This is a genomic window from Streptomyces sp. 35G-GA-8 (assembly GCF_023534745.1).
GTDB lineage: Bacteria > Actinomycetota > Actinomycetes > Streptomycetales > Streptomycetaceae > Streptomyces.
In genome coordinates this window covers 149,967-171,416 of record NZ_JAMHJQ010000004.1, presented here as the reverse complement: position 1 = coordinate 171,416, position 21,450 = coordinate 149,967, and the positions used below count along the sequence as shown (strand labels likewise).

Genomic DNA, 21,450 nt, shown 5'->3' with positions numbered 1-21,450 from the left:
GACCATCCGGCGGAGACGGAGACTCTTCGACGAGGAGGTACGGCTGTGGCAGACGCGTCCGACACCCGGGCCGCTCAGACCCGCGAGGCGGCCGTCGAGGCGGCGCTCGGCACGCTGGATCTGGCCGCGAAGGCGGGGCTGCTGGCCGGTCAGGACATGTGGTCCCTGCCCCCGCTCCCGGAGATCGGGCTGGCCTCCCTGGTCATGTCCGACGGTCCGATCGGGGTCCGCGGGGTGCGATGGACGGCGAACGACCCGTCCATCGCCCTGCCGTCGCCGACCGCGCTCGCCGCCTCCTGGGATCCGGAACTGACCCGCCGGGCCGGCCGGCTGCTCGCCCAGGAGGCCCGCCGCAAGGGCGTGCACGTACTGCTCGCGCCGACCGTGAATCTGCACCGATCTCCCCTCGGGGGCCGCCACTTCGAGGCGTACAGCGAGGACCCGTACCTCACCGGCGAGATCGGCACCGCGTATGTACGGGGCGTCCAGGACGGCGGGGTCGGTACGACGGTCAAGCACTTCGTCGCGAACGACGCCGAGACCGACCGCTTCACCGTCGACAACATCGTCGCCCCGCGCCCGCTGCGCGAGCTGTATCTCGCCCCCTTCGAGGCCATCGTCGCCAACGCCCACCCCTGGGGCATCATGGCCGCGTACAACCAGGTCAACGGCTCGACGATGACCGAACACCGCTATCTCCAGAACGAAGTCCTGCGCGGCGAGTGGGGATTCGACGGCGCCGTCGTCTCCGACTGGCTGGCGGCCAGGTCCACCGTCGGCGCCCTGCTCGGCGGGCTCGATGTCGCGATGCCAGGACCGCGCACGGTCTACGGCGACGCGCTCGTCGCCGCGGTACGCGCCGGTGAGGTGCCGGAGTCCGCCGTCGACGACGCGGTACGCAGGGTGCTGATGCTCGCCGCCCGGGTCGGCATACTCGACGGCGCCCCCGCGGCCGTCACCGATCCGCCCGCGCCGATCGACGGCGACGCCCTGGCCCGCGAGATCGCGCGCCGCTCCTTCGTCCTCGTACGCAACGAACCACGGACACACGCCGAGCACGAGGACGAGGACGACAGCGGCGAGGCCCGCGGCGGCCGGCCGGCTCCGGTCCTCCCGATCGATCCGGCCAGGACCGGTACGGTCGCGCTCAGCGGCGCCCCGGCCCGCGAGGCCCGGGTGCTCGGCGGCGGCTCCGCGGTGGTCTTCCCCGACCATGTGGTCTCCCCGCTCGACGGGCTCACCGCCGCCCTTCCCGACGGCTCCCTCGGCTACTCCCTCGGCGCCGACCCCAACGAGGAACTCGCCGACGCGGGCAGCGGCTTCGAGCTGACCGCCCTCTGCCGCGCGGCGGACGGACGGATCCTCGGGACCTCCACCGTCCCGGGCGGCCGGGTGCAGTGGGCCGGCAGCGATCTGCCCGACGGTGTCACCCACGAGGAGCTGCACACCGTCGAACTGACCGGCACCTTCCTCCCGCGCGAGAGCGGCGAGCACGCCTTCGGCACCCGCGGTCTCGGCGGCTTCGTCCTCACCGTCGACGGCAAGGTCCTCTTCGACGGCACGGAGCGACTGGGCGCCGCCTCCGATCCGTTCGAGGCGTTCTTCGGCCGGCCGGTGGAGCGCGCCCACGCGGAACTGACCGAGGGCGAGCGCGTCACGGTCTCGCTCCTGCACACCGTCCACCGGATCCCGGACGCCCCGATCAAGGCCGTCGCGTTCTCGCTGCTCCATCTCGGCCCGCGGCACGACCCCGACGAACTGATCCTCCAGGCCGTCGAGGCGGCCCGTACCGCGGGCACGGCCGTCGTGGTCGTCGCCACCACCGAACGCGTCGAGTCCGAGGGCTTCGACCGCGAGAACCTCAAGCTCCCCGGCCGCCAGGACGATCTGGTACGCGCGGTCGCCGCCGTCAACCCGAACACCGTCGTGGTCGTCAACACCGGCTCCCCGGTGGAGATGCCCTGGCGCGAGGACGTGGCGGCGGTGCTGCTCAGCTGGTTCCCCGGCCAGGAGGGCGGCGCCGCGCTCGCCGACGTCCTGCTCGGCGCGGCGGAGCCAAGCGGCCGGCTGCCCACCACCTGGCCGGTCGCGCTGGCCGACGTACCGGTCTCGGCGACCACCCCGGCCGACGGTGAACTCCACTACAGCGAGGGCGTGTTCATCGGCTACCGGGCCTGGGAACGTGCGGGTGTCGCCCCCGCGTACCCGTTCGGCCACGGCCTCGGCTACACCGACTGGGAGTACGAGACGATCACGGCCACCCCCGACGACGCGCGGGTACGGCTGCGCAACACCGGTGTCCGCGCGGGCCGTGAGGTCGTCCAGATCTATCTGGCCCCCGTGGACGACACCGTGGAGCGCCCGGCCCGCTGGCTGGCCGGCTTCGCGTCGGTCGAGGCGGGACCGGGCGAGACGGTCGAGGCGCGGATCCCGCTGCGGCGCAGGGCGTTCGAGATCTGGGACGAGGACTCCGGATCCTGGTCGTTCGTCCCCGGTGCGTACGAGGTCCAGGCGGGCAGGTCCGTCGCCGACCGCCGGCTGCACGCCGTGGTGGACGCGCGGCCGTAGCGGGCTACCGGACGCCGAAGCCGAACGTCGTGGTCGAGACGAACACCTCGCCCGGCCGCAGCACCGTGCTCGGGAACGCCGGCCGGTTCGGGGAGTCGGGGAAGTGCTGTGTCTCCAGCGCGATCCCGTCCCCCGGACCGTACGGCTCCCCGTCGAAGTGGTCGCCGGTGTAGAGCTGCATCCCGGGCTCCGTGGTGGTCACGGTCAGCACCCGGCCCGACACCGGGTCGTACAACTCGGCCGCCGGACCCGCCCCGTCCAGGACGAAGTTGTGGTCGTAGCCGGAGCCCACCGGGCGCGGCTCGCGGAAGTCGAAGCGGGTGCCGTCGACGGGTGCCAGCTCCCCGGTCGGTACGGCGGAGCCGTCCACCGGCGTGATGTGCCCCGCCGCGATACGCAGTTCATGACCGGTCGCGGTGCCACTGCCCGCGCCGCCCAGATTCCAGTAGGTGTGATTCGTCGGATTCACATGTGTCGGGGCGTCCGTCACCGCGCGGTAGTCGATCCGCAGCGCACCGTCCGCGTCCAGCGTGTATGTCGCCGAGATGTCCAGCCGGCCGGGAAAGCCCTCCTCGCCGTCGGGGCTGATCCGCGACAGCCGTACCCCGTGGTCCCCGGCCTGCTCCGCGTCCCAGACACGCCGGTCGAAGCCCCGCTCACCGCCGTGCAGACTGTTCGGACCGTCGTTGGGCGCGAGCCGGTGTGTCCGGCCGTCGAGTGTGAAGGCCGCGCCCCCGATGCGGTTCGCGTAGCGGCCCACCAGCGCCCCGAAGTAGGGCCCGCCCACACCCAGATAGCCCGCGAGATCCGGGAAGCCGAGCGCCACATTGGCGACGGTGCCGTTCCGGTCCGGTATCTCGACCGACTGCACGATGCCGCCGTACGTCAGCAGGCGTAGCCGGGTACCGGCCCGTTCGAGGGTCCAGCGGTCGACGGGCGTACCCTCACCGGTCGTACCGACGCGCTCCGTATTGATGACAGTCACGAGGGAAAACCCTACGCGGGCTATTGCCGGTCGCGGCACTGGCGCCGGAGAGGTCCTACGCGGGTGGCTTCACGGCCGTGACATTGCGGTACGCGATCTCCGCCAGCCTGCTCTGCCCGTCCTTGCTGGGATGGAACCAGTCCCAGTGGCTCAACTGATCGCCGGTGAACCGGAAGTCGAAGACCGCGCCGCCGTCGTACCGGCAGCGCGGATCCTTCGCGCACACGTCCTTCAGCACGTCGTTGTACGCCACGACCCGCTCGTACACCATGTTCCGCCGGTCCTGCGCCCGCTTGCTCATGTCCTGCGAGTCCCCGAGCATCGTGGCGCAGATCCCCAGCTTCCAGATCTGCCGGCCCAGCGGATTGCCCCGGCCCGTCGACCAGAGCCGCTTCAGATCCGGCACGCTCGACACATACACCTGCGCCTTGGGCGCCCCCGCGCGCAACTGACGCATCGACGCCTCGAACGACTTACGGAAGTCGGCGACCGGTGTCATCTGCTTCGCCGTGTCCTGGCAGGCGTCATTGGCGCCCACCATGATCGTGACCAGCTCGGGCTTGTTCTGCGCGGCCTGTGCCAGCTGGCCCGGCAGGTCGGACATCTTGGCGCCGGTCGCGGCGTGGTTCCAACTGCGCTCCTTCGCCGCCGGAGCGCCGAGCAGCCGCAGGGCGAGGCTGCGCACCTTGCTGTCCGTACCCGTCGACCAGGACACCTCCGGGCAGTCCGCGAGCACCACACACGCGTCGAAGCCACGGGTGATGGAGTCGCCGACCGCCGCCACCGAGGCCGGGGCGCGGTTCCACAGGGGCGGGCGCGAGGACGGGGCGGTGCGCTCGACCTCCGTGTCGGACGGGGATCCGCCGAGGCCGGTGCAGCCGGCCAGCAGGCCGGTCACGGTCAGTGCCGTGGCGGTCGCGGCGGCCGTCCAGGCGCCTGACCGGCGCCCTCCGCGCCCCTTCCGGGCCGGGCGGCGATCCCCGCCAGGACGGCCGCTCCCGCTCCGGCTCCGAAGGCTCTTCCGCATCAGGGTCCTTCCCCTTGGCGTCCTCTTGGCATCCTTTTGAGAAGTCTGGCGTCTTCAGGCATCCGGGGGCGTCCTGCCGAGTGAAAGCTTCGCGCATATCGGCCCCGGGACCGACCGTACGTCACCGCGGGCACCCCGCCGCACGGTAGTTTTTCCACGTCGAACCAGAGGCGTCCGTTCTCTTGGCTCCGGTAAATTACATCACGTCACATGCTGTCCCTTTTGCGGAGTTTCACTCCCGATGCTGTTTACTGAGGCCGCTGGGAAAGGCGAACCTCGTCCCACACTGGAGGTCCCGGTGACGACACGTGGAGTTCTGTACGTTCACTCCGCACCACGCGCGATGTGCCCGCACATCGAATGGGCGGTGGCCGGAGTGCTCGGTCTGCGGGTCCAGCTCGACTGGATCCGGCAGCCGGCCTCGCCGGGCACCTGGAGAGCCGAGGTCTGCTGGAAGGGCCGGGCGGGCACCGCCTCCAAGATCGCCTCCGCCCTGCGCGGCTGGCAGATGCTCCGCTTCGAGGTCACGGCGGAACCCTGCGCCACCGCCGAGGGCGAGCGCTACAGCGCCACGCCCGATCTGGGAATCTTCCACGCCGTCACCGGTATGCACGGCGACATCCTGATCCCCGAGGACCGGCTGCGCGCCGCGCTCGCGCGCTCCCAGCAGGGTGAGACGCGGCTGGAGGCGGAGATCGCCAAGCTGCTCGGCAAGCCGTGGGACGACGAGCTCGAACCGTTCCGCTACGCGGGCGAGGGCGCCCCTGTCCGCTGGTTGCACCAAGTCGTGTAAGTGGTCGGGGCCGTCGCGTCTACCGTGGTCCCATGGCTGATCACCTCTCAGTAGCTGTCCTCGGCACCGGCATCATGGGCGCCGCGATGGCTCGTAATCTCTGCCGCGCCGGACATGACGTCCGGGTCTGGAACCGCACCCCCGCCAAGGCCGAGGCGCTGGTCGCCGACGGCGCGCGGGCCTTCGCCACCCCTGCCGAGGCCGTCGCCGACGCGGATGTCGTCGTCACGATGGTGTACGACGGCCCCGCCGTCGTGGAGGCCATGACGGCCGCCGGCCCGGGGCTGCGGCCCGGCGCCGTCTGGCTCCAGACGACGACCGTGGGCGTCGAGGCGGTCTCCTCACTCGCCGATCTGGCCCGTCATCACGGGCTCGTCTTCGTCGACGCGCCGGTGCTCGGTACGAAGGCGCCCGCCGAGAGCGGGGACCTCCTGGTCCTGGCCGCGGGCCCGGAGGCGGCGCGCGCCCCGCTCGCGCCCGTACTCGACGCCGTCGGCAGCCGTACCGTCTGGCTGGGCGAGGACGGCTCCACCGGCGCCGCCAGTCGGCTGAAGCTCGTCTGCAACAGCTGGGTGCTCGCTCTCACCAACGGCACGGGCGAGGCACTGGCCCTGGCGAAGGGGCTGGGCGTGGATCCGCAGTACTTCCTGGAGGCCATCTCCGGCGGCGCGCTGGACTGCGGCTATGTCCACGCCAAGGCCGCCGTCATCACGGAGGGCGACTACACCCCGAGCTTCTCGGTGGTCACGGCGGGCAAGGACGCCCGGCTGATCGTGGACGCCGGGGCGTCGGTGGGCGTACGGCTGGACGGGGCGGCGGCGTCCGCCGAGCGGTTCCGCCGGGCGGTGGCCCAGGGACACGGCGACGAGGACATGGCGGCGATGTACTTCGCCAGCTTCGACGACTGAGACGCCGCCGGGTCCCCCCTCCCGCCCCACCCCCTTCCCCCGATGGGGTGATCGTCCGGCCGGTCCGGGCGTGTCGTTGTGTCCGGCTGCGACCCTTCGTCTAGGTGACTTCGTGTCAGGGGGAGAAGCGGCGTGACCACAGCCGGAACGGTCTGGGGTGCCTTCCAGTCGCTGGGAGGCACCCTCGTCAACGATCCGGCCGTGGTCACCCGCGCGGATGGCCGGCTGATCGTCCTCGCCGAGGGCCGGAGTCACGCTCTCGTGTCCATCCGGCAGAACAGGGATCTGAGCTGGTCCCCGTGGACGGAGTTGCCCGGGGACCGGACCCGGCTCAACGGGGTGCCCGCCGCGATCCTGGGCCGTGACCGGCTGATCCGGGTCTTCTGGCGCACGACGGGCGACGAGCTGTTCGCCGCCCGGATGAGTGGTGCGGCGGGTGAGTTCGACAGCGCTCCGGTCCAGGTGGCCGACGGAGCCGCGGGCGATCCCGCCGCGGTCCTCAACGCCGACGGGCGGGTCTCGGTGTTCTTCCGGGGCCCGGACCACACGGTCCGGTCGGTCAGCCACACCTCGGTGGCGTACGCCGTCTGGGCCCCCGCCGCCACGATCGGCGGAGCCGCCAAGGGTGTCCCGTGCCCGGTTCTGGCGGCCGACGGCCGGGTGGCGGTGTTCGTCCGCGGCGGCGACGACGAGGTGTGGATCTCGGAGCAGCGGATCCCCGACACTCCCGGGGACTGGACCCCCTTCGAACGGCTCGCCCGGACCCCCGCCGCTCACGACCCGAAGGCCGCGCTCGACGCGGATGGCCGTATCCGGGTCTTCTGGCCGGGCCCGGACGGAGCGGGCTGCTTCCTGGGCCGGCGGGGGGACTACGCCGCGTGGAACCCGGAGGGCTCGCTCAAGGGCGGCCCGGTGGGCGCGCCGTATCCGTTCCGCTCGCCGCTCGACGGACGTCTTCGGATCTTCGCGGCCGGCCCCGACCGCGCGCTGTGGATCGCCGAGCAGAAGACCGTCAACAGCGACCAGTTCACCGACTTCGCCTCCTTGAACGGCGCGTTCACCGGCGCTCCGGTCCCGGCGCGCCACGCCGACGGCCGGATCTCCGTCTTCGTCCGCGGCACCGACGGCGCGCTCCGGTACGTGTCGCAGCACTGGGCGCCTTAGGACCCGTCCGCACAGCACCCGCGCCCGTCCGGCGCCGCCCGGAAACCGGAGACGCCCGGCCGGGAACCCCGGGCCGGGCGTCTTCGCGAAGGTTCGCCGGGAACCGCGCGCGGTCAGACCGTACGCAGCGCCAGCACCACGTTGTGGCCGCCGAAACCGAACGAGTTGTTGATCGCCGCGATCGTGCCGCTGGGCAGATCACGGGGGCCGTCGACGACGATGTCCGCGACGACCTCCTCGTCCAGATCATCGACATTGATCGTCGGCGGGGCCTTGCGGTGGTAGAGCGCGAGGACCGTCGCCACGGTCTCGATACCGCCCGCGCCACCCAGCAGGTGGCCCGTCATCGACTTCGTCGCGGAGACCGCGACATGGTCCAGATCGTCGCCGAGCACCCGGCGCAGCGCCTTGATCTCGGCGACATCGCCCTGCGGCGTCGACGTGGCGTGCGCGTTGAGGTGCATGACCTCGGCCGGCTTGAGATCCGTCTGGTCGAGCAGGTTCTCCATGGCCTTGGCGATACCGCGGCCGGTGGGCTCGGGCTGGGCGATGTGGTGGGCGTCCGAGGACAGGCCCTGGCCCAGCAGCTCGCAGTAGACCCGCGCGCCGCGCTTGGCCGCGTGCTCGGCCGACTCCAGGACGATGACGCCCGCGCCCTCACCGAGGACGAAGCCGTCGCGGCCCTTGTCGTACGGGCGGGAGGCCTTGGTGGGCTCGTCGTTGTTCTTGGACATCGCCATCATGTTGGCGAACGCCGCGATGGGCAGCGGGTGTACGGCCGCTTCCGTACCACCGGCGACGACCACGTCGGCGCGGCCGGTACGGATCATCTCCACCGCGTAGCCGACGGCCTCGGCGCCCGACGCGCAGGCGGAGACCGGGGTGTGCACGCCCGCGCGGGCGCCCACCTCCAGGCTGACGTTGGCGGAGGGGCTGTTGGGCATCAGCATCGGCACGGTGTGCGGGGAGACACGGCGTTCGCCCCGCTCCTTGAGCACGTCGTACTGGTCGAGCAGGGTGGTCACGCCGCCGATCCCGGAGGCGATCACGGTACCGAGCCGGTCGGGGTCGACCGAGGGGTCCTCGCCGGCCCTGGCGGTGTAACCCGCGTCCGCCCAGGCTTCCCTGGCCGCGATCAGCGCGAACTGCGCCGAGCGGTCGAGTTTGCGGGCGAGCGGACGGGGCAGGACATCGCCCGGGTCGACCGCGGCGACCGCGGCGATACGGACCGGCAGTTGGGCGAAGATCTCGCCTTCGAGCGGACGAACCCCGGAGCGGCCCGCGAGCAGACCTTCCCAGGTCGTCGCGGTGTCGCCACCCAGTGGTGTGGTTGCGCCGATACCGGTGACGACCACGGTGCGATTGGTCGAGTTCACTGGAATTCTTTCTCCACGTGTAGAGGGTGCTGAATTTTTACGGCGCCACCACCGGGTGGCGGATGCCGCGCGATGGGTCAGCGCGAGTGGTCAGGCGGTCAGGCGGCCTGGTGCTTCGCGATGTACTCGGCGGCGTCGCCCACCGTCTTGAGGTTCTTGACGTCGTCGTCCGGGATCTTCACGTCGAAGCGCTCTTCGGCGGCGACGACGACCTCGACCATGGACAGCGAGTCGACATCCAGATCGTCGGTGAAGGACTTGTCCAGCTGGACGTCCTCGACCGGGATACCGGCGATCTCATTAACGATCTCGGCGAGACCGTTGACGATCTCTTCCTGGGTGGCGGCCATGTTGGCGCTCCTTCGATGTTGAGCAGAGGGATATATAGGAACACGCTCCGGAAAGATCCGGTGTGCCTAGGGGAGGGTAACGACCGTCGCGGCGTAGACAAGACCCGCCCCGAAGCCGATGACGAGCGCGGTGTCGCCACTCTTCGCCTGTCCGGTCGCCAGAAGCCGCTCCATCGCGAGCGGGATCGAGGCGGCCGAGGTGTTGCCGGTGGTTTCCACGTCACGGGCGACCGTCACGCTTTCCGGCAGCTTCAGAGTCTTCACCATCGAGTCGATGATCCGCATGTTGGCCTGGTGCGGAATGAAGACGTCCAGGTCCGCGGGGCTGATTCCGGCGGCGTCCAGCGCCTGCTGGGCGACCTTCGCCATCTCGAAGACGGCCCAGCGGAAGACCGCCTGGCCCTCCTGTGTGATGGCCGGAAACTTCTCCACCGTTCCGTCGCGGTAGACGTCCCACGGCACGGTCTGCTTGATGGTGTCGGACTTGTCGCCCTCGGAGCCCCAGACGGTGGGGCCGATCATCGGCTCCTTGGCGGGGCCGACGACCACGGCGCCCGCGCCGTCGCCGAACAGGAAGGCCGTCGCGCGGTCCTCCAGATCGGTCAGGTCCGAGAGCCGCTCCACACCGATGACAAGTACGTGCTCTGCCGAGCCATCGATGACCATGCCCTTGGCGAGGGTCAGTCCGTAGCCGAAGCCGGCGCAGCCCGCGGAGACGTCGAACGCGGCGGGCTTGCCCGCGCCGATCCTGTCCGCGATCTCGGTCGCGACGGCCGGGGTCTGCTTGAAGTGCGAGACGGTGGCGACGATCACACCGTCGATCTGCTCCGGCGTGATCCCGGCGTCCGCGATGGCCTTGCCGGACGCCTCGATGGACATCGCGGCGACCGTCTCCTCCGGGGAGGCCCAGTGGCGGGTCGCGATGCCGGAGCGGGAGCGGATCCACTCGTCGGACGAGTCGATCGTTTCGAGGATCACCTCGTTGGGCACGACCCGGGTCGGGCGATAGCCGCCCACGCCCATGATGCGCGCGTGCGGGGCACCCTTGCTGGGCTTGATCTTCGACATGCTCTCTGACTCCTATTCAGCAGTGGAGGAGTGCTCGGCGATCAGCGACCGGGCCGCGTCGAGGTCATCCGGCTTCTTCAGCGCCAGGGTGCGCACACCGGGCAGGGCACGCTTGGCGATCCCCGTCAGGGTGCCGCCCGGGCACAGCTCGATCAGCGCGGTCACGCCCCGCTCCTTGAAGGTCTCCATGCACAGGTCCCAGCGGACCGGGTTGGCGACCTGGCCGACCAGGCGGGTCACGATTCCGGAGCCGGTCGCGACGGTCAGTCCGTCGCGGTTCGAGACGTACGGTACGACCGGGTCGGCGACGGAGACGGAACGCGCGGCCGTGTCGAGCTTCTCGACCGCGGGTGCCATGTGGTGCGTGTGGAACGCGCCGGCGACCTTGAGCGCCACCACGCGCCGTACGCCCTCGGGCTTGTCGGCCTCCAGCGCGGCCAGTTGCTCACGTGTGCCGGCCGCGACGATCTGGCCCGCGCCGTTCACATTGGCGGGGGTCAGACCGAGCTTCTCCAGATGCGCGAGGGTGGTGTCCGGTTCGCCGCCCAGCAGCGCCGACATCCCCGTCTCCGTGATGGCGGCGGCCTCGGCCATCGCCTGGCCCCGGGCGCGTACGAGCGTCAGGGCGACCTCGTCGGGGACCACACCGGCCAGCGCCGTGGCGGCCAGTTCACCGACGCTGTGGCCGGCCGTGACACCGACATCGCGCGCCACGTCCTCGGTGGTGGGGAAGAGCTGGCGGGCGGAGAGCAGGGCGGCGGCGACCAGCAGCGGCTGGGCCACGGCCGTGTCTCTGATCTCGTCCGCGTCGGCGTCCGTGCCGTAGTGGACCAGGTCCAGGTCAATGGCGGCTGACCAGGCCCGCAGCCGGTCTTCGGCGCCGGGCAGTTCGAGCCAGGGAGTCAGGAAGCCGGGCGTCTGAGCGCCTTGGCCGGGAGCGACGAGTACGAGCACCCTCACACTCTCTCTTGCGAAGGGTCTTCACCGCCCGTGGGGAGGGGAACGAAGAACCGCTGGGGTAATTGTTGGAGTACGACAAAAGTTTAGGTTCCTGGATCCCCGTCGGCCAAGCGCCCGAGGATCAGGGCAATCCGCAGCGTGAACGCGGACCTCACGTCGGAGGGTGACCATCCGGTGACGTCAGTCACACGTCGCAGCCGGTAGCGCACGGTGTTGGGGTGCACGAACAGCATCCGAGCCGCGCCCTCAAGACTGCTCGCCTGTTCCAGATAGACACTCAGAGTCTCCAGCAGCGCGGACCCCGCTTCCTCAAGCGGTCTGTAGATCTCCTCCACCAGTTGCTCACGCGCGGCGGGGTCGGAGGCGATGGCGCGCTCCGGCAGCAGATCGTCCGCGAGCACCGGGCGCGGTGCGTCCTGCCAGGCGAAACACGCCTTGAGGCCGGCCGCCGCGGCCTGCGCGGACTTCGTGGCGGCCAGCAGATCGGGCATCACGGGACCCGCCACCACGGGGCCCGCCGCGTAGGGGCCGATGAGCGCCTTGGCGACCTGGAGCGGGTTGTCGCTGCCGCCCGCGATCACCACGAGCCGGTCGCCGAGCACCCCGGTGAGGACCTGGAGCTTCGCGTGCCGGGCCGCCCGGCGGATCGCCTCGACGGTCAGTTCGCTGTCGCCGTCCGGCGCGGTGCCGAGCAGGACACAGACATGCTCGGGGGAGTTCCAGCCGAGGGCCGCCGCCCGGGAGACGGCGCCCTCGTCGGCCTCCCCGGAGAGCACGGCGTTCACCACGAGCGACTCCAGCCGCGCATCCCAGGCGCCGCGTGCCTCCGCGGCCTGCGCGTACACCTGCGCCGTCGCGAAGGCGATTTCCCGCGCGTACACCAGCAACGCCTCGCGCAGCGCGGACTCGTCGCCCGGGGCCGCGACCTCCTCGATCGCGGTCTCCATGACCTCGATCGTGGTCCGGACCATCTCGACGGTCTGGCGCAGGGTGATCGCCCGGGTCAGCTCGCGCGGGGCCGTGCCGAAGACATCGGTGGAGATGGCCTGCGGGGTCTCGGGGTGACGGAACCACTCGGTGAACGCGGCGATACCGGCCTGGGCGACCAGCCCGATCCAGGAACGGTTCTCCGGCGGCATCGCGCGGTACCACGGCAGCGTCTCGTCCATGCGGGCGATGGCGTTCGCGGCGAGCCGTCCTGAGGACTGCTCCAGTCGCCGCAGCGTCGCGGGGTGCGGATGGGGTTCGTTCGAGGGTTCAGCCACGGGGTCAAGAGTGCCTTATCGGGGCCACCGCCCGCGGGGGCGGGGTCGGCGGCCGTCTCGTGCCGTACCCGCCGCAGCGCCTACCGTGAGGCTGTGATTCTCGTACGGTACGCAGCGCAGCGTCATGTCGGCGGCGACCCCTCGGCGGGCATCGAGTCCCTGCACGCCTTCTCCTTCGGGCGCTTCTACGACCCGGACAATCTGCGCTTCGGCGCCGTCCTCGCCTGCAACGAGGAGCGGCTCGCGCCCGGCGCCGGGTTCGACGAGCACCCGCACAGTCATACGGAGATCGTCACCTGGGTCATCGAGGGCGAGCTGACGCACCGCGACTCGGCCGGCCACGCCACCGTCGTGGGGCCGGGGGACGTCCAGCGGCTGAGTTCGGCCGGCGGGGTGCGGCATGTGGAGCGCAATGACGGCGACGGGCCACTGGTCTTCGTGCAGATGTGGCTCGCGCCGCTGGAGCCGGGCGGCGAGCCCGCGTACGACGTGGTGCGGGGTATCGCCGACTCCACGCCGTACGCCCTGCCGCGGGCCGGGGCCATGCTGCACGTACGGCGGCTGCGGGACGGCGAGCGCTCCGCCGTGCCCGACGCGCCGTATGTGTATGTCCATGTGGTGCGCGGCGGGGTACGGATCGACGGGGCGGCGGGGCCCGCGCTGGGGCCCGGCGACTCGGCGCGGATCACCGGCGCGGAAGGGCTGGAACTGACGGCGGGCCCGGCGGCGGAGGTACTGCTCTGGGAGATGTCGGGCTGAGAGCCCCGGCGGAGGGTCCGGACCGGGGGTCCGGACCGGGATCTCAGGCCGACAGCTCCGCGAGGACCGCGTCGGTGAACGGCGGCCAGGCCGCGACCGCCCACGGCCCGAAGTCCCGGTCGGCCAGCGCCACACAGGCCGCCCCCGCGTCCGGATCGACCCACAGGAACGTACCGGACTGCCCGAAGTGCCCGAAGGTGCGCGGCGAGGACGAGGCGCCCGTCCAGTGCGGGGACTTGGCGTCGCGGATCTCCACGCCGAGACCCCAGTCGTTGCTCTTCTGGAAGCCGTAGCCGGGCAGTACGCCGGACAGCCCGGGATGGACGACCGTCATCGCCTCCAGAACGGTGCGCGCGTCCAGCAGCCGGGGTGCCTGGAGCTCGGCGGCGAACCGCGTCAGATCGTCGACGGTCGAGATCCCGTCCCTGGCCGGCGACCCGCCCTCGGGCAGCGAGGTCTCGGCCATGCCGAGCGGCTCGAACACGGCCTCGCGGAGATAGTCGGGGAAGGCGATCCCGGTGGCCTTGGCGATATGGTCGCCGAGCACCTCGAAGCCCGCGTTGGAGTACAGCCGGCGGGTGCCCGGCGCGTTGGCCACGCGGTGCTCGTCGAAGGCCAGACCGCTGGTGTGGGCGAGCAGATGCCGGACGGTGGACCCCTCGGGCCCGGCCGGCTCGTCCAGCTCGACCGCCCCCTCCTCGTACGCCACCAGCGCCGCGTACGCGGCCAGCGGCTTGGTCACGGAGGCGAGCGGAAAACGCCGCGCCGTGGGACCGTACGACCCGACGACGGTGCCGTCCGCACGGACGACGGCCGCCGCCGCGTGCGGCACCGGCCAGTTCTCGATCATCCCCAGGCTCTGCATGACTACGAGGTTAGCGAGAGCGTCCGTCGCGCCGAAGGGGCGGGGGTACGGGCGGGACGTAGCGACGGCGGTGTGAAACCCGCCGGCATTTCCGCTTGCTTAGAGCGCACTCCAAGGATTTAGCGTTGAGGACATGACGCTGACGGAGAGCACCCCCCTACGGACGGATCGAGTGGACGACTGCTCGGCGGGGCCGCGCCCCTATCCGCGGCCCGACGGCTCGGCGCGCTACACGATCAGCGAGGTCGCCGCCCACACCGGACTCTCGGCACACACCCTGCGCTGGTACGAGCGGATCGGCCTCATGCCGCATGTGGACAGGTCGCACACCGGCCAGCGCCGCTTCAGCAACCAGGACCTCGACTGGCTCGCCTTTGTGGGGAAGCTGCGGCTCACCGGCATGCCGGTGGCGGACATGGTCCGGTACGCGGAGCTGATCAGGATGGGTGAGGACACGTTCGAGGAACGGCAGCAGCTGCTGGAGCGGACACGCAGGGATGTCCATCAGCGGATCGCCGAGCTACAGGACACCGTCGCGGTGCTCGACTACAAGATCAGCTTCTACGCGGGCGCCCGCAAGGCGCCGGAGAGGGTCTGAACCCCGATGAGCGACAGCAGGATCGAGAAGGTGCGGCTCGGTGCCGGCGGCCCGGAGGTCGGTGTCCAGGGGCTCGGCTGTATGGGAATGAGCCAGTCCTACGGGCCGACGGACGTGGACGAGGCGCGGGCCACCCTGGAACGGGCGCTGGAACTGGGCGTGACGCTGTACGACACGGCTGATGTCTACGGGGCGGGGGAGAACGAGAAGTTCATCGCGCCGTTCGTCCGGGCACACCGTGACGAGATCGTCCTCGCCACCAAGTTCGCCCTGGGCGTCGACCCGGCCGACCCGACCAGGCGGACGATCCGCAATGACGCTCCCTATATCCGTCAGTGCGTCGAGGGAAGCCTGAAGCGTCTCGGTGTCGACCACATCGACCTCTACTACATGCATCGCCGCGATGTGAACGTCCCGATCGAGGAGACGGTCGGCACGATGGCCGAGCTGGTGCGCGAGGGCAAGGTCGGCCACCTCGGGCTGAGCGAGGTCACCGGCCGCGAGCTGCGGGCCGCGGGGGCCGTGCACCCGATCGCCGCCCTCCAGTCGGAGTGGTCGCTGTTCAGCCGTGATGTCGAGGTGAGCGCCGTATCGGCCGCCGTCGAGCTGGGCGTCGCGGTCGTGCCGTACTCCCCGCTCGGGCGGGGCTTTCTGACCGGCGCGTTCGTCAACGCCGACCGGGAGCTGGGCGCCGACGACTTCCGCCGCCAGCAGCCGCGCTTCACCGGTGACAACGCCGCCGCGAACGCCGCGCTGCTCGACCCGGTACGCAAGATCGCCGAGGGCAGGAACGCCACCCTGGGGCAGGTCGCGCTCGCGTGGGTGCAGCAGCGGGCCGCGGTGCACGGTCTGGCCGTCGTACCGATCCCGGGGACCCGCACGCGCGCCCGGATCGAGGAGAACACCGCCGCGACGCGGCTCATTCTCACCGAGAGCGAGCTGCGGCTGCTAGAGCCGATCGCGGGCCAGGTGGCCGGCGGCCGGTACACCGACATGTCGTTCACCTCGGCCGGCCGCGAGTAGCGGAGCCACTCGGCGCGTCCGGGAGCGGCGCCCCCGCCCGGGACCGGCGCTCACGCCAGCCCCAGCGCGAAGACCGCGAAGCCCGCCGCCAGCAGCCCCGCTGCCGCGCGGCGGGCCTTCGACGCGCGTGTCCCGGTCGCCCACGGCGCGTCGAAGCGGCGCGCGTACCACCCGATGAGGACGAGCAGCGTCGCGAAGAGCGGCATCCAGGTCAGCCGCACCACGATCCAGCCGAGGGAGTCGGGCGAGGTCGTCAGACCGGCCACCGGCCCGAGGAAGGACGCGGGCACGGCCGCGGCGAGCATCGCCGTCTGGTGCCAGCACAGGATCGTCATCGCGCACAGATTGATCACGACGACCGGCGCCCACAGCGCGGGCCTGCTCAGCAGCCGCCCGATCCGGTCGCGCAGCAGGATCGCCGCACCGCTCTGCGCGGCGGCGAGGGCGAGCACCAGCAGGGACGGCGGATGCGAGTTGGTACGGGTCTCGCCGGGCACGCCGACCATCGACGCCGGGTAGTGGAAGACGATCAGCAGCGCGGCGAAGAGCAGCGTGCCGCCGATGAGCAGGACACGCGCCCCGCGCCGGCCGATCCGGCCCTCGCCCCAGGAGACTCCGAGCTGATAGGCGAAGAGCCAGCCGGGCAGGATGTTCACCATGCTGAGCCAGGACGGCATGGCGTCCGCATATGGTCCGTAGCGCAGGAAGTCCACGACGGCGACCGATGCCAGCAGGGGAGCGGCGGCCCAGCCGCCCAGTCCCTGTGCGGCGCGCACACAGTACGGGGTCAGCGCGGTGACCACCGTATAGACCCCGACGAACCACAGGGGCTGGATCACCAGCGTCGATCCGGTGCGCAGCGTGGTTTCGGGCACACCGAGCACATACAGCAGCGGCATCGCCGCCGCCCAGACGGCCGTCACCCCGAGGACGGGCCTGCCGAGCCGCACCACGCGCTGCCGGAGCCAGGCGGCGGTGGTCGACTTCCGTCTGCGGTACGAGAGTACGGAGGCGTATCCGCCGACCAGGAAGAAGATGCCCAGCATCTGGAGCACCCAGCTCACCGGCGCGAAGCCGCCGAAGGTGGCGAGCGGACTGGCGTTGTGCAGCGCTCCGTCGGAGTCCAGGGTGAAACCGCCGAGCAGCCAGTGCCCGGTGGGTACGGCGAGCAGCGCGAGGGCGCGCAGCCCGTCGATCGCGCGGTCGCGGTGGGCGGGGGTCCGTGCCTCGATCTTCTCGATCGTGGTCGCGAGCGTCGTCATCGTCCCTCTCCCCGAGTGATGTCCTCCGGTGCGGTGTCCTCCGGTGCGGTGACTCCCCGCGTGATGTCCCGCTGGGTGATCCGGCCCTGGGCGATGGCGGCGAAGGCGCGCAGCGAGTCCGTGCCGGGGACGAAGTAGCCGGTGTGGCCCTCGGCCAGGTCGGCGGGCACCCGGCGGGCGCCGAAGGACGGGGCGGTCGGGTCCTGGCCGTGACCCAGGCCCGCGATCTCGACATGGGGGACCTTGGAGATCCAGTCGGAGGGGTCCTTGGCGGCCCAGACCCGTGCGTCGGTACGGAGGTCCGCCCGGTGTCCCGCCCGCATTCCGGGGGCGCCGAGCACCACGATGTCGGTGGCGTTCACCTCGGAGGCGGCGAGTCCGCAGACCACGGCTCCGTAGCTGTGGCAGAACAGCGCCGGTTCGCCGGCCCCGGCCGCCGTGAGCCCCTGGGTGAACCGGGCGAGCCGGCCGGCCCCCGCCTCGGCGAGATCACCGGTGGCCACATCGAGACCGATCCCGACGGGGGTGGTGTAACCGGCCCACGCGATCACGGCGGTACGGCCGTCCGTCGCGGCCCGCAGCGCCCCGGCCATGCCGGCGGGCGTGCCGTACGGATCCTTCTCGCGGTCGAAGGTCGCCGCGTCGATGTCCGCACCCGGTACGACGACGGACACATGGCGTGCGCTCGCCAGATCCCCGTACACCTCGGCGACCTGGCCCCGGCCGCGCGGGTCGAAGGCGAGGATCTGCCGGCCGGGCTCCGCGAGGCGCGCGTACCGGGGGTCGTGCTCGGCCCGTACCGCACGGGAGTTGGCCTCGTACCGCAGGGCGATCGGCGCGCCGTCGAGATTGCCGACGACCAGTGGATGGCGGCGGACCAGCAGCTGACTCTGACCGGGTGTCAGCGTGGCGAAGAAGTGGGCCACTTCGCCGGGCGTGGCGCTCGCCGGGTCGGGCAGTGCCCGGCCGAGCGAGTCGTCGGCGCGCCAGGCGTCGCTTCCCACCGGCGGTCCCGTGACCGCCCGTTGACTGGTGCCGGAGGCCCAGCCCGCTGTTCCCCCGACCATGGTCGTCGCCAGTGCGGCGGCGACCAGGGTCCTCCTGAAGCGGCGCATTCCCGTCTCCCTCTTCCCGCTCGTCCAAGTGATGGCGAGGAGGAAGGTAGGAAGAGGGTGCCGGGCCGGACGTCACACCGGGGAGCCAACTGCCATGTCATACCGGGGTAGTGGGGGTACCGGTCCGTACCGGCGCGCGGCAGTGCCCCACGAGGGGCCGGGGGCGGGCGGCCGGACGGCTCAGGCGGGCGCGTCGCCCGGGGTGACCAGGCCCGACTCGTACGCGAAGATCACCGCCTGCGCGCGGTCGCGCAGCGAGAGCTTGGACAGAACACGGCCGATATGGGTCTTCACCGTCTGCTCGGCGACCACGAGATGATCGGCGATCTCCTGGTTGGACAGCCCCCGGGCGATCAGTTCGAGCACCTCGGTCTCCCGGGGCGTGAGGCCGCGCAGCCGCAGCGAGTGGTCCTTGCGGCCACGGGCGGGGCGCTGCTGGGCGAAGTCCGCGATCAGCCGCCGGGTCACGGACGGCGCGAGAAGCGCCTCACCGGACGCGACGATCCGTACCGCCGCGATGAGATCGGCCGGGGGCGCGTCCTTGAGCAGGAAGCCCGACGCCCCGGCGCGCAGCGCCTCGTAGACATAGTCGTCGACGTCGAAGGTGGTCAGCATCAGCACCTTCGGCAGACGCACCACCCCCACCGGCGGGTTCAACAGCTCGCGGGCGGCGGCCAGTCCGTCCATCTCCGGCATCCGGACGTCCATCAGGACCACGTCCGGGTGGACGGAGCGGCTCACCTCGATGCCCTGGCGGCCGTCGGGCGCCTCACCCACCACATCGATATCTGCCTGCGCCGACAGCAGAGCGGCGAACCCCGCGCGCACCATGGCCTGGTCGTCGACGATGATCACGCGGATGGTCAAGGAGCGTCCTTACGGGCCGGACCGGCCGGGCCGGTGACGTCGGTGGAATCGTTGGAATCGTTGGAACCGGTGGAATCCGTCGAGCCACGAGAGCCGGACGGAGCGGACGAGGCCGAGGGGGCCGACGAGGCCGATGGGGCGTCCGTGTCCGTCAGCGGGAGCCGCGCGGCGACCCGGAAGCCACCGTCCGGCAGCGGTCCGGTGTCGAGCGTGCCGCCGGTCAACCGTACGCGCTCCCGCATACCGATCAGGCCGTGGCCCGTTCCGCTGCTCTCCAGCGGTGAAGTGCGCTCGGTGCCCGGTCCGTTGACGATCAGGACGGTCAGCCAGTCGCCGTCGGAGACCACCGAGACCCGGGTCGGCGCGCCGGACGCGTGCCGCACCACATTGGCCAGCGCCTCCTGCACGATCCGGTACGCGGAGAGATCCACGGCCGGCGGGACGGGCCCCAGCGCGGCGGGGAGCGACACCTCGGCCGGTACCCCCGCCCGTACCGTCGCCTCCACCAGCTGCTGCACCCGGTCGAGCCCCGGCTGCGGGGTGCGCTCGCTCTCCGTACCGTCGCTGCGGAGCACCGTGAGCAGCCGCCGCATCTCCGTCAGCGACTCCCGCGCGCTCGCCGCGATGGTGGAGAACTCCTCGCGCGCGGAGTCCGGCAGGCCGTCGATCCGGTACGGCGCCGAGTCCGCCTGCACCGTGATCACCGACATATGGTGGGCCACCACATCATGCAGCTCACGCGCGATGCGGGCGCGCTCCTCCAGCAGCGTGCGCCGGGCGCGTTCGGCCTCGCTGATGGTCTCCTGCTCCACCAGTCTGCGCTGGGCGTCGCCCCGTTCGCGCAGCGCCGCCGTCAGGACGAGGACGACGCCGCTGAGGACGAACAGCAGCAGATGGGTGCCGTCGCTGCGCTCCTGCGAGATCAGCTCGAAGAAGAACCCGGCCGCACCGGTCGCCAGCCAGACCGCGAGCAGGGTACGGCGCGATTCGCGCAGCCCCAGACAGATCATCAGCACCAGATAGCCGACGATCACCGTGGGGGGCCACGGCCAGGCGCGGCCCACGACACCGTCCGAGCTCAGGAGCAGGACCCCGGCCACCACATCGGCGGTGAAGATGATCCACCAGGTCTGGAGGGGCCGGCTCACGGCGAGCAGCAGAGGCACCGTCTGCGCGATGGCCAGCGCCCCCGCCCAGCCGCCGCCCAGCCGGTAGTCCTGGGTGAGGACCATGATGCTGGTGGGCAACAGGGACACGGCGAAGCCGAAGAGCACCACATACGGTGCGAACCGCTGCCACCGCCTGGGCGCCCGCGCGAACAGCGGTTCGGTGGACTGCGCCGGCGTGCGCAGCGCGCCGAAGAGCGCGCGCGCCACGTCACGCCACAGCGCGGTGCGCGGTGGCGAGGGCGGCGACGACGGCCGGGGAGGCGACGAGGGCCGCGGCGGGGCGGCCGGCCGCGGCGGCGACGGTGGGGTGCTCATGACTTGTTCAGCCTAGGCAGCACCGCGCGATTCGGCGTCATACCGAGGAATCGGTCCCGAGGTCATACCACGGTATGACGTCATGCCTCCGGAACCGGGGTAGGTCACAGCTCCGCCAGCAGCTCCGCCTTCTTCGCGCTGAACTCGTCGTCCGTCACCAGACCCGCGCTGTGCAGCTCGCCGAGGTGTCTGATCCGCTCCGCCACCTCGGCCGGATCGCGGCGGGCGGGGACCACGGCGTGGACCGGGACGGCGGCGCGGCCCGTCGCGGCGCCCTGGACCGCCGCCAGAACCGCCGCCGCGAACGGCAGCGACTCATGCACCGGTCCGTAGCCGAGCCCGAAGACGACGGCCGCCGGATCGTGGTCGGCGAGGGCGGGCTGTCCCTGCGCCGCGCCCGGGCCCTCACGCCGGAGCAGCCGCAGATAGCCGTTGAAGAGTTCGGGGGAGCGCCACTCGACGCCCTGGAGCTCGCCGACCGGGAGGCTCTGGTCGCCCGCCTTCCATTTGGCGGAGGAGGCACCCGTCCAGAACCAGCGGAAGGACACCCGGTCGCCGTCGAAGGACGCCTTGGCGTCGTACGCCTTGAACTGGAGCGGTGGCTCCGGCGCGGTCACCAGATAGCGCTCGGCGGGCTCCTGCTCGTCCCGTATGCCCCCGGCCCCGGTCCCCCTGACCCGGGCGAGCGCGGCGCGCAACTCGTCGGCGTAGTACTCCGCGAGGGTCTCGCGCTCGGCCGGCAGCACCAGCCGGTACGGATCGCCGCTCGCCCTGAGCTGCCCGGCCGCCGCTTCCGTAAGAGGGTCGGCGCCGGCTCTTGGCACGGCGTGCAGCACCACCGTCCCGCGTCTGCCGGGAGTGAGCGTCACCGATGACAACGCCTCGTGGGGGATACGGCGTTCGCCCAGCGCCTGAAAGAGCTTCGGCGTCCGGATCCCCCGTTCGAAGCGGATGAGCACGGAGTCGCTTTCGAACTCCCAGGTGGCATGGATCCCCTGAAGCACATCACCCAT

General features: G+C 71.6%; 20 protein-coding genes. 7 read left to right on the top strand and 13 right to left on the bottom strand.

Annotated features, from left to right (window positions below):
- Positions 1-45: 45 nt before the first annotated feature.
- On the top strand, positions 46-2,568 hold the full coding sequence (locus tag M1203_RS10020) for a glycoside hydrolase family 3 C-terminal domain-containing protein (RefSeq protein WP_249949223.1): 2,523 nt from the start codon (positions 46-48) through the stop codon (positions 2,566-2,568).
- A gap of 4 nt (positions 2,569-2,572) precedes the next feature.
- Here M1203_RS10020 and M1203_RS10015 read toward each other — a convergent pair whose 3' ends face one another.
- A complete protein-coding gene (locus M1203_RS10015) occupies positions 2,573-3,553 on the bottom strand; it encodes an aldose epimerase family protein (protein WP_249949222.1) in 981 nt (326 codons plus the stop codon).
- A 55-nt stretch (positions 3,554-3,608) separates the two neighbouring features.
- Positions 3,609-4,580, bottom strand: coding sequence for an SGNH/GDSL hydrolase family protein (locus tag M1203_RS10010; protein WP_249949221.1), 972 nt, complete (start codon positions 4,578-4,580; stop codon positions 3,609-3,611).
- Between the two features lie 298 nt (positions 4,581-4,878).
- Here M1203_RS10010 and M1203_RS10005 point away from each other — a divergent pair, with 298 nt between their 5' ends.
- The 3 genes from M1203_RS10005 to M1203_RS09995 all read left to right on the top strand — a co-directional run bounded on the left by M1203_RS10005 (position 4,879) and on the right by M1203_RS09995 (position 7,445).
- Positions 4,879-5,373, top strand: coding sequence for a DUF3145 domain-containing protein (locus M1203_RS10005; RefSeq protein ID WP_249949220.1), 495 nt, complete (start codon positions 4,879-4,881; stop codon positions 5,371-5,373).
- A gap of 32 nt (positions 5,374-5,405) precedes the next feature.
- Positions 5,406-6,281: an NAD(P)-dependent oxidoreductase gene (locus M1203_RS10000; RefSeq protein ID WP_249949219.1), complete on the top strand. Its 876-nt coding sequence runs from the start codon at positions 5,406-5,408 to the stop codon at positions 6,279-6,281.
- A 132-nt stretch (positions 6,282-6,413) separates the two neighbouring features.
- Positions 6,414-7,445 (top strand): hypothetical protein, encoded by a 1,032-nt coding sequence (locus M1203_RS09995; RefSeq protein WP_249949218.1) that lies wholly within the window; start codon positions 6,414-6,416, stop codon positions 7,443-7,445.
- A 113-nt stretch (positions 7,446-7,558) separates the two neighbouring features.
- Here M1203_RS09995 and fabF read toward each other — a convergent pair whose 3' ends face one another.
- The 5 genes from fabF to M1203_RS09970 all read right to left on the bottom strand — a co-directional run bounded on the left by fabF (position 7,559) and on the right by M1203_RS09970 (position 12,464).
- Positions 7,559-8,821: a beta-ketoacyl-ACP synthase II gene (gene fabF / locus M1203_RS09990; RefSeq protein ID WP_249949217.1), complete on the bottom strand. Its 1,263-nt coding sequence runs from the start codon at positions 8,819-8,821 to the stop codon at positions 7,559-7,561.
- 98 nt (positions 8,822-8,919) lie between these two features.
- A complete protein-coding gene (locus tag M1203_RS09985; protein WP_249949216.1) occupies positions 8,920-9,171 on the bottom strand; it encodes an acyl carrier protein in 252 nt (83 codons plus the stop codon).
- Between the two features lie 66 nt (positions 9,172-9,237).
- Positions 9,238-10,239 (bottom strand): ketoacyl-ACP synthase III, encoded by a 1,002-nt coding sequence (locus M1203_RS09980; protein ID WP_249949215.1) that lies wholly within the window; start codon positions 10,237-10,239, stop codon positions 9,238-9,240.
- A gap of 12 nt (positions 10,240-10,251) precedes the next feature.
- Positions 10,252-11,193, bottom strand: a complete 942-nt coding sequence (locus M1203_RS09975) for an ACP S-malonyltransferase (RefSeq protein WP_249949214.1) — start codon at positions 11,191-11,193, stop codon at positions 10,252-10,254.
- Between the two features lie 89 nt (positions 11,194-11,282).
- The gene (locus M1203_RS09970; protein ID WP_249949213.1) at positions 11,283-12,464 is read right to left on the bottom strand and encodes a helix-turn-helix domain-containing protein; all 1,182 of its coding nucleotides are present in this window, start codon (positions 12,462-12,464) and stop codon (positions 11,283-11,285) included.
- A gap of 93 nt (positions 12,465-12,557) precedes the next feature.
- Between M1203_RS09970 and M1203_RS09965 the strand changes: the two genes are divergently transcribed.
- Positions 12,558-13,223: a pirin family protein gene (locus tag M1203_RS09965; protein ID WP_249949212.1), complete on the top strand. Its 666-nt coding sequence runs from the start codon at positions 12,558-12,560 to the stop codon at positions 13,221-13,223.
- Between the two features lie 43 nt (positions 13,224-13,266).
- On the opposite strand, the gene M1203_RS09960 is transcribed toward M1203_RS09965, so the two are convergent.
- Positions 13,267-14,088, bottom strand: a complete 822-nt coding sequence (locus tag M1203_RS09960; RefSeq protein ID WP_249949211.1) for a serine hydrolase — start codon at positions 14,086-14,088, stop codon at positions 13,267-13,269.
- 133 nt (positions 14,089-14,221) lie between these two features.
- Here M1203_RS09960 and M1203_RS09955 point away from each other — a divergent pair, with 133 nt between their 5' ends.
- Together M1203_RS09955 and M1203_RS09950 are read left to right on the top strand one after the other, a co-directional pair.
- The gene (locus M1203_RS09955) at positions 14,222-14,686 is read left to right on the top strand and encodes a MerR family transcriptional regulator (RefSeq protein WP_249949210.1); all 465 of its coding nucleotides are present in this window, start codon (positions 14,222-14,224) and stop codon (positions 14,684-14,686) included.
- A gap of 6 nt (positions 14,687-14,692) precedes the next feature.
- The gene (locus M1203_RS09950) at positions 14,693-15,709 is read left to right on the top strand and encodes an aldo/keto reductase (protein ID WP_249949209.1); all 1,017 of its coding nucleotides are present in this window, start codon (positions 14,693-14,695) and stop codon (positions 15,707-15,709) included.
- Between the two features lie 50 nt (positions 15,710-15,759).
- On the opposite strand, the gene M1203_RS09945 is transcribed toward M1203_RS09950, so the two are convergent.
- The 5 genes from M1203_RS09945 to M1203_RS09925 all read right to left on the bottom strand — a co-directional run bounded on the left by M1203_RS09945 (position 15,760) and on the right by M1203_RS09925 (position 21,450).
- On the bottom strand, positions 15,760-16,971 hold the full coding sequence (locus M1203_RS09945; protein ID WP_249949208.1) for an acyltransferase: 1,212 nt from the start codon (positions 16,969-16,971) through the stop codon (positions 15,760-15,762).
- On the bottom strand, positions 16,968-18,086 hold the full coding sequence (locus M1203_RS09940) for an alpha/beta hydrolase (protein WP_249949207.1): 1,119 nt from the start codon (positions 18,084-18,086) through the stop codon (positions 16,968-16,970). Before M1203_RS09940 ends, M1203_RS09945 begins: the two co-directional genes overlap by 4 nt.
- Before the next feature lie 180 nt (positions 18,087-18,266).
- Positions 18,267-18,953, bottom strand: coding sequence for a response regulator transcription factor (locus M1203_RS09935; protein WP_249949206.1), 687 nt, complete (start codon positions 18,951-18,953; stop codon positions 18,267-18,269).
- Complete coding sequence (locus M1203_RS09930) at positions 18,950-20,437, bottom strand: sensor histidine kinase (protein WP_249949205.1); 1,488 nt, start codon at positions 20,435-20,437, stop codon at positions 18,950-18,952. The genes M1203_RS09935 and M1203_RS09930 overlap by 4 nt, the downstream gene beginning before the upstream one ends.
- Positions 20,438-20,541: 104 nt before the next feature.
- Entirely contained in the window at positions 20,542-21,450 is a 909-nt protein-coding gene (locus M1203_RS09925; protein ID WP_249949204.1) for a DUF4429 domain-containing protein, read from the bottom strand.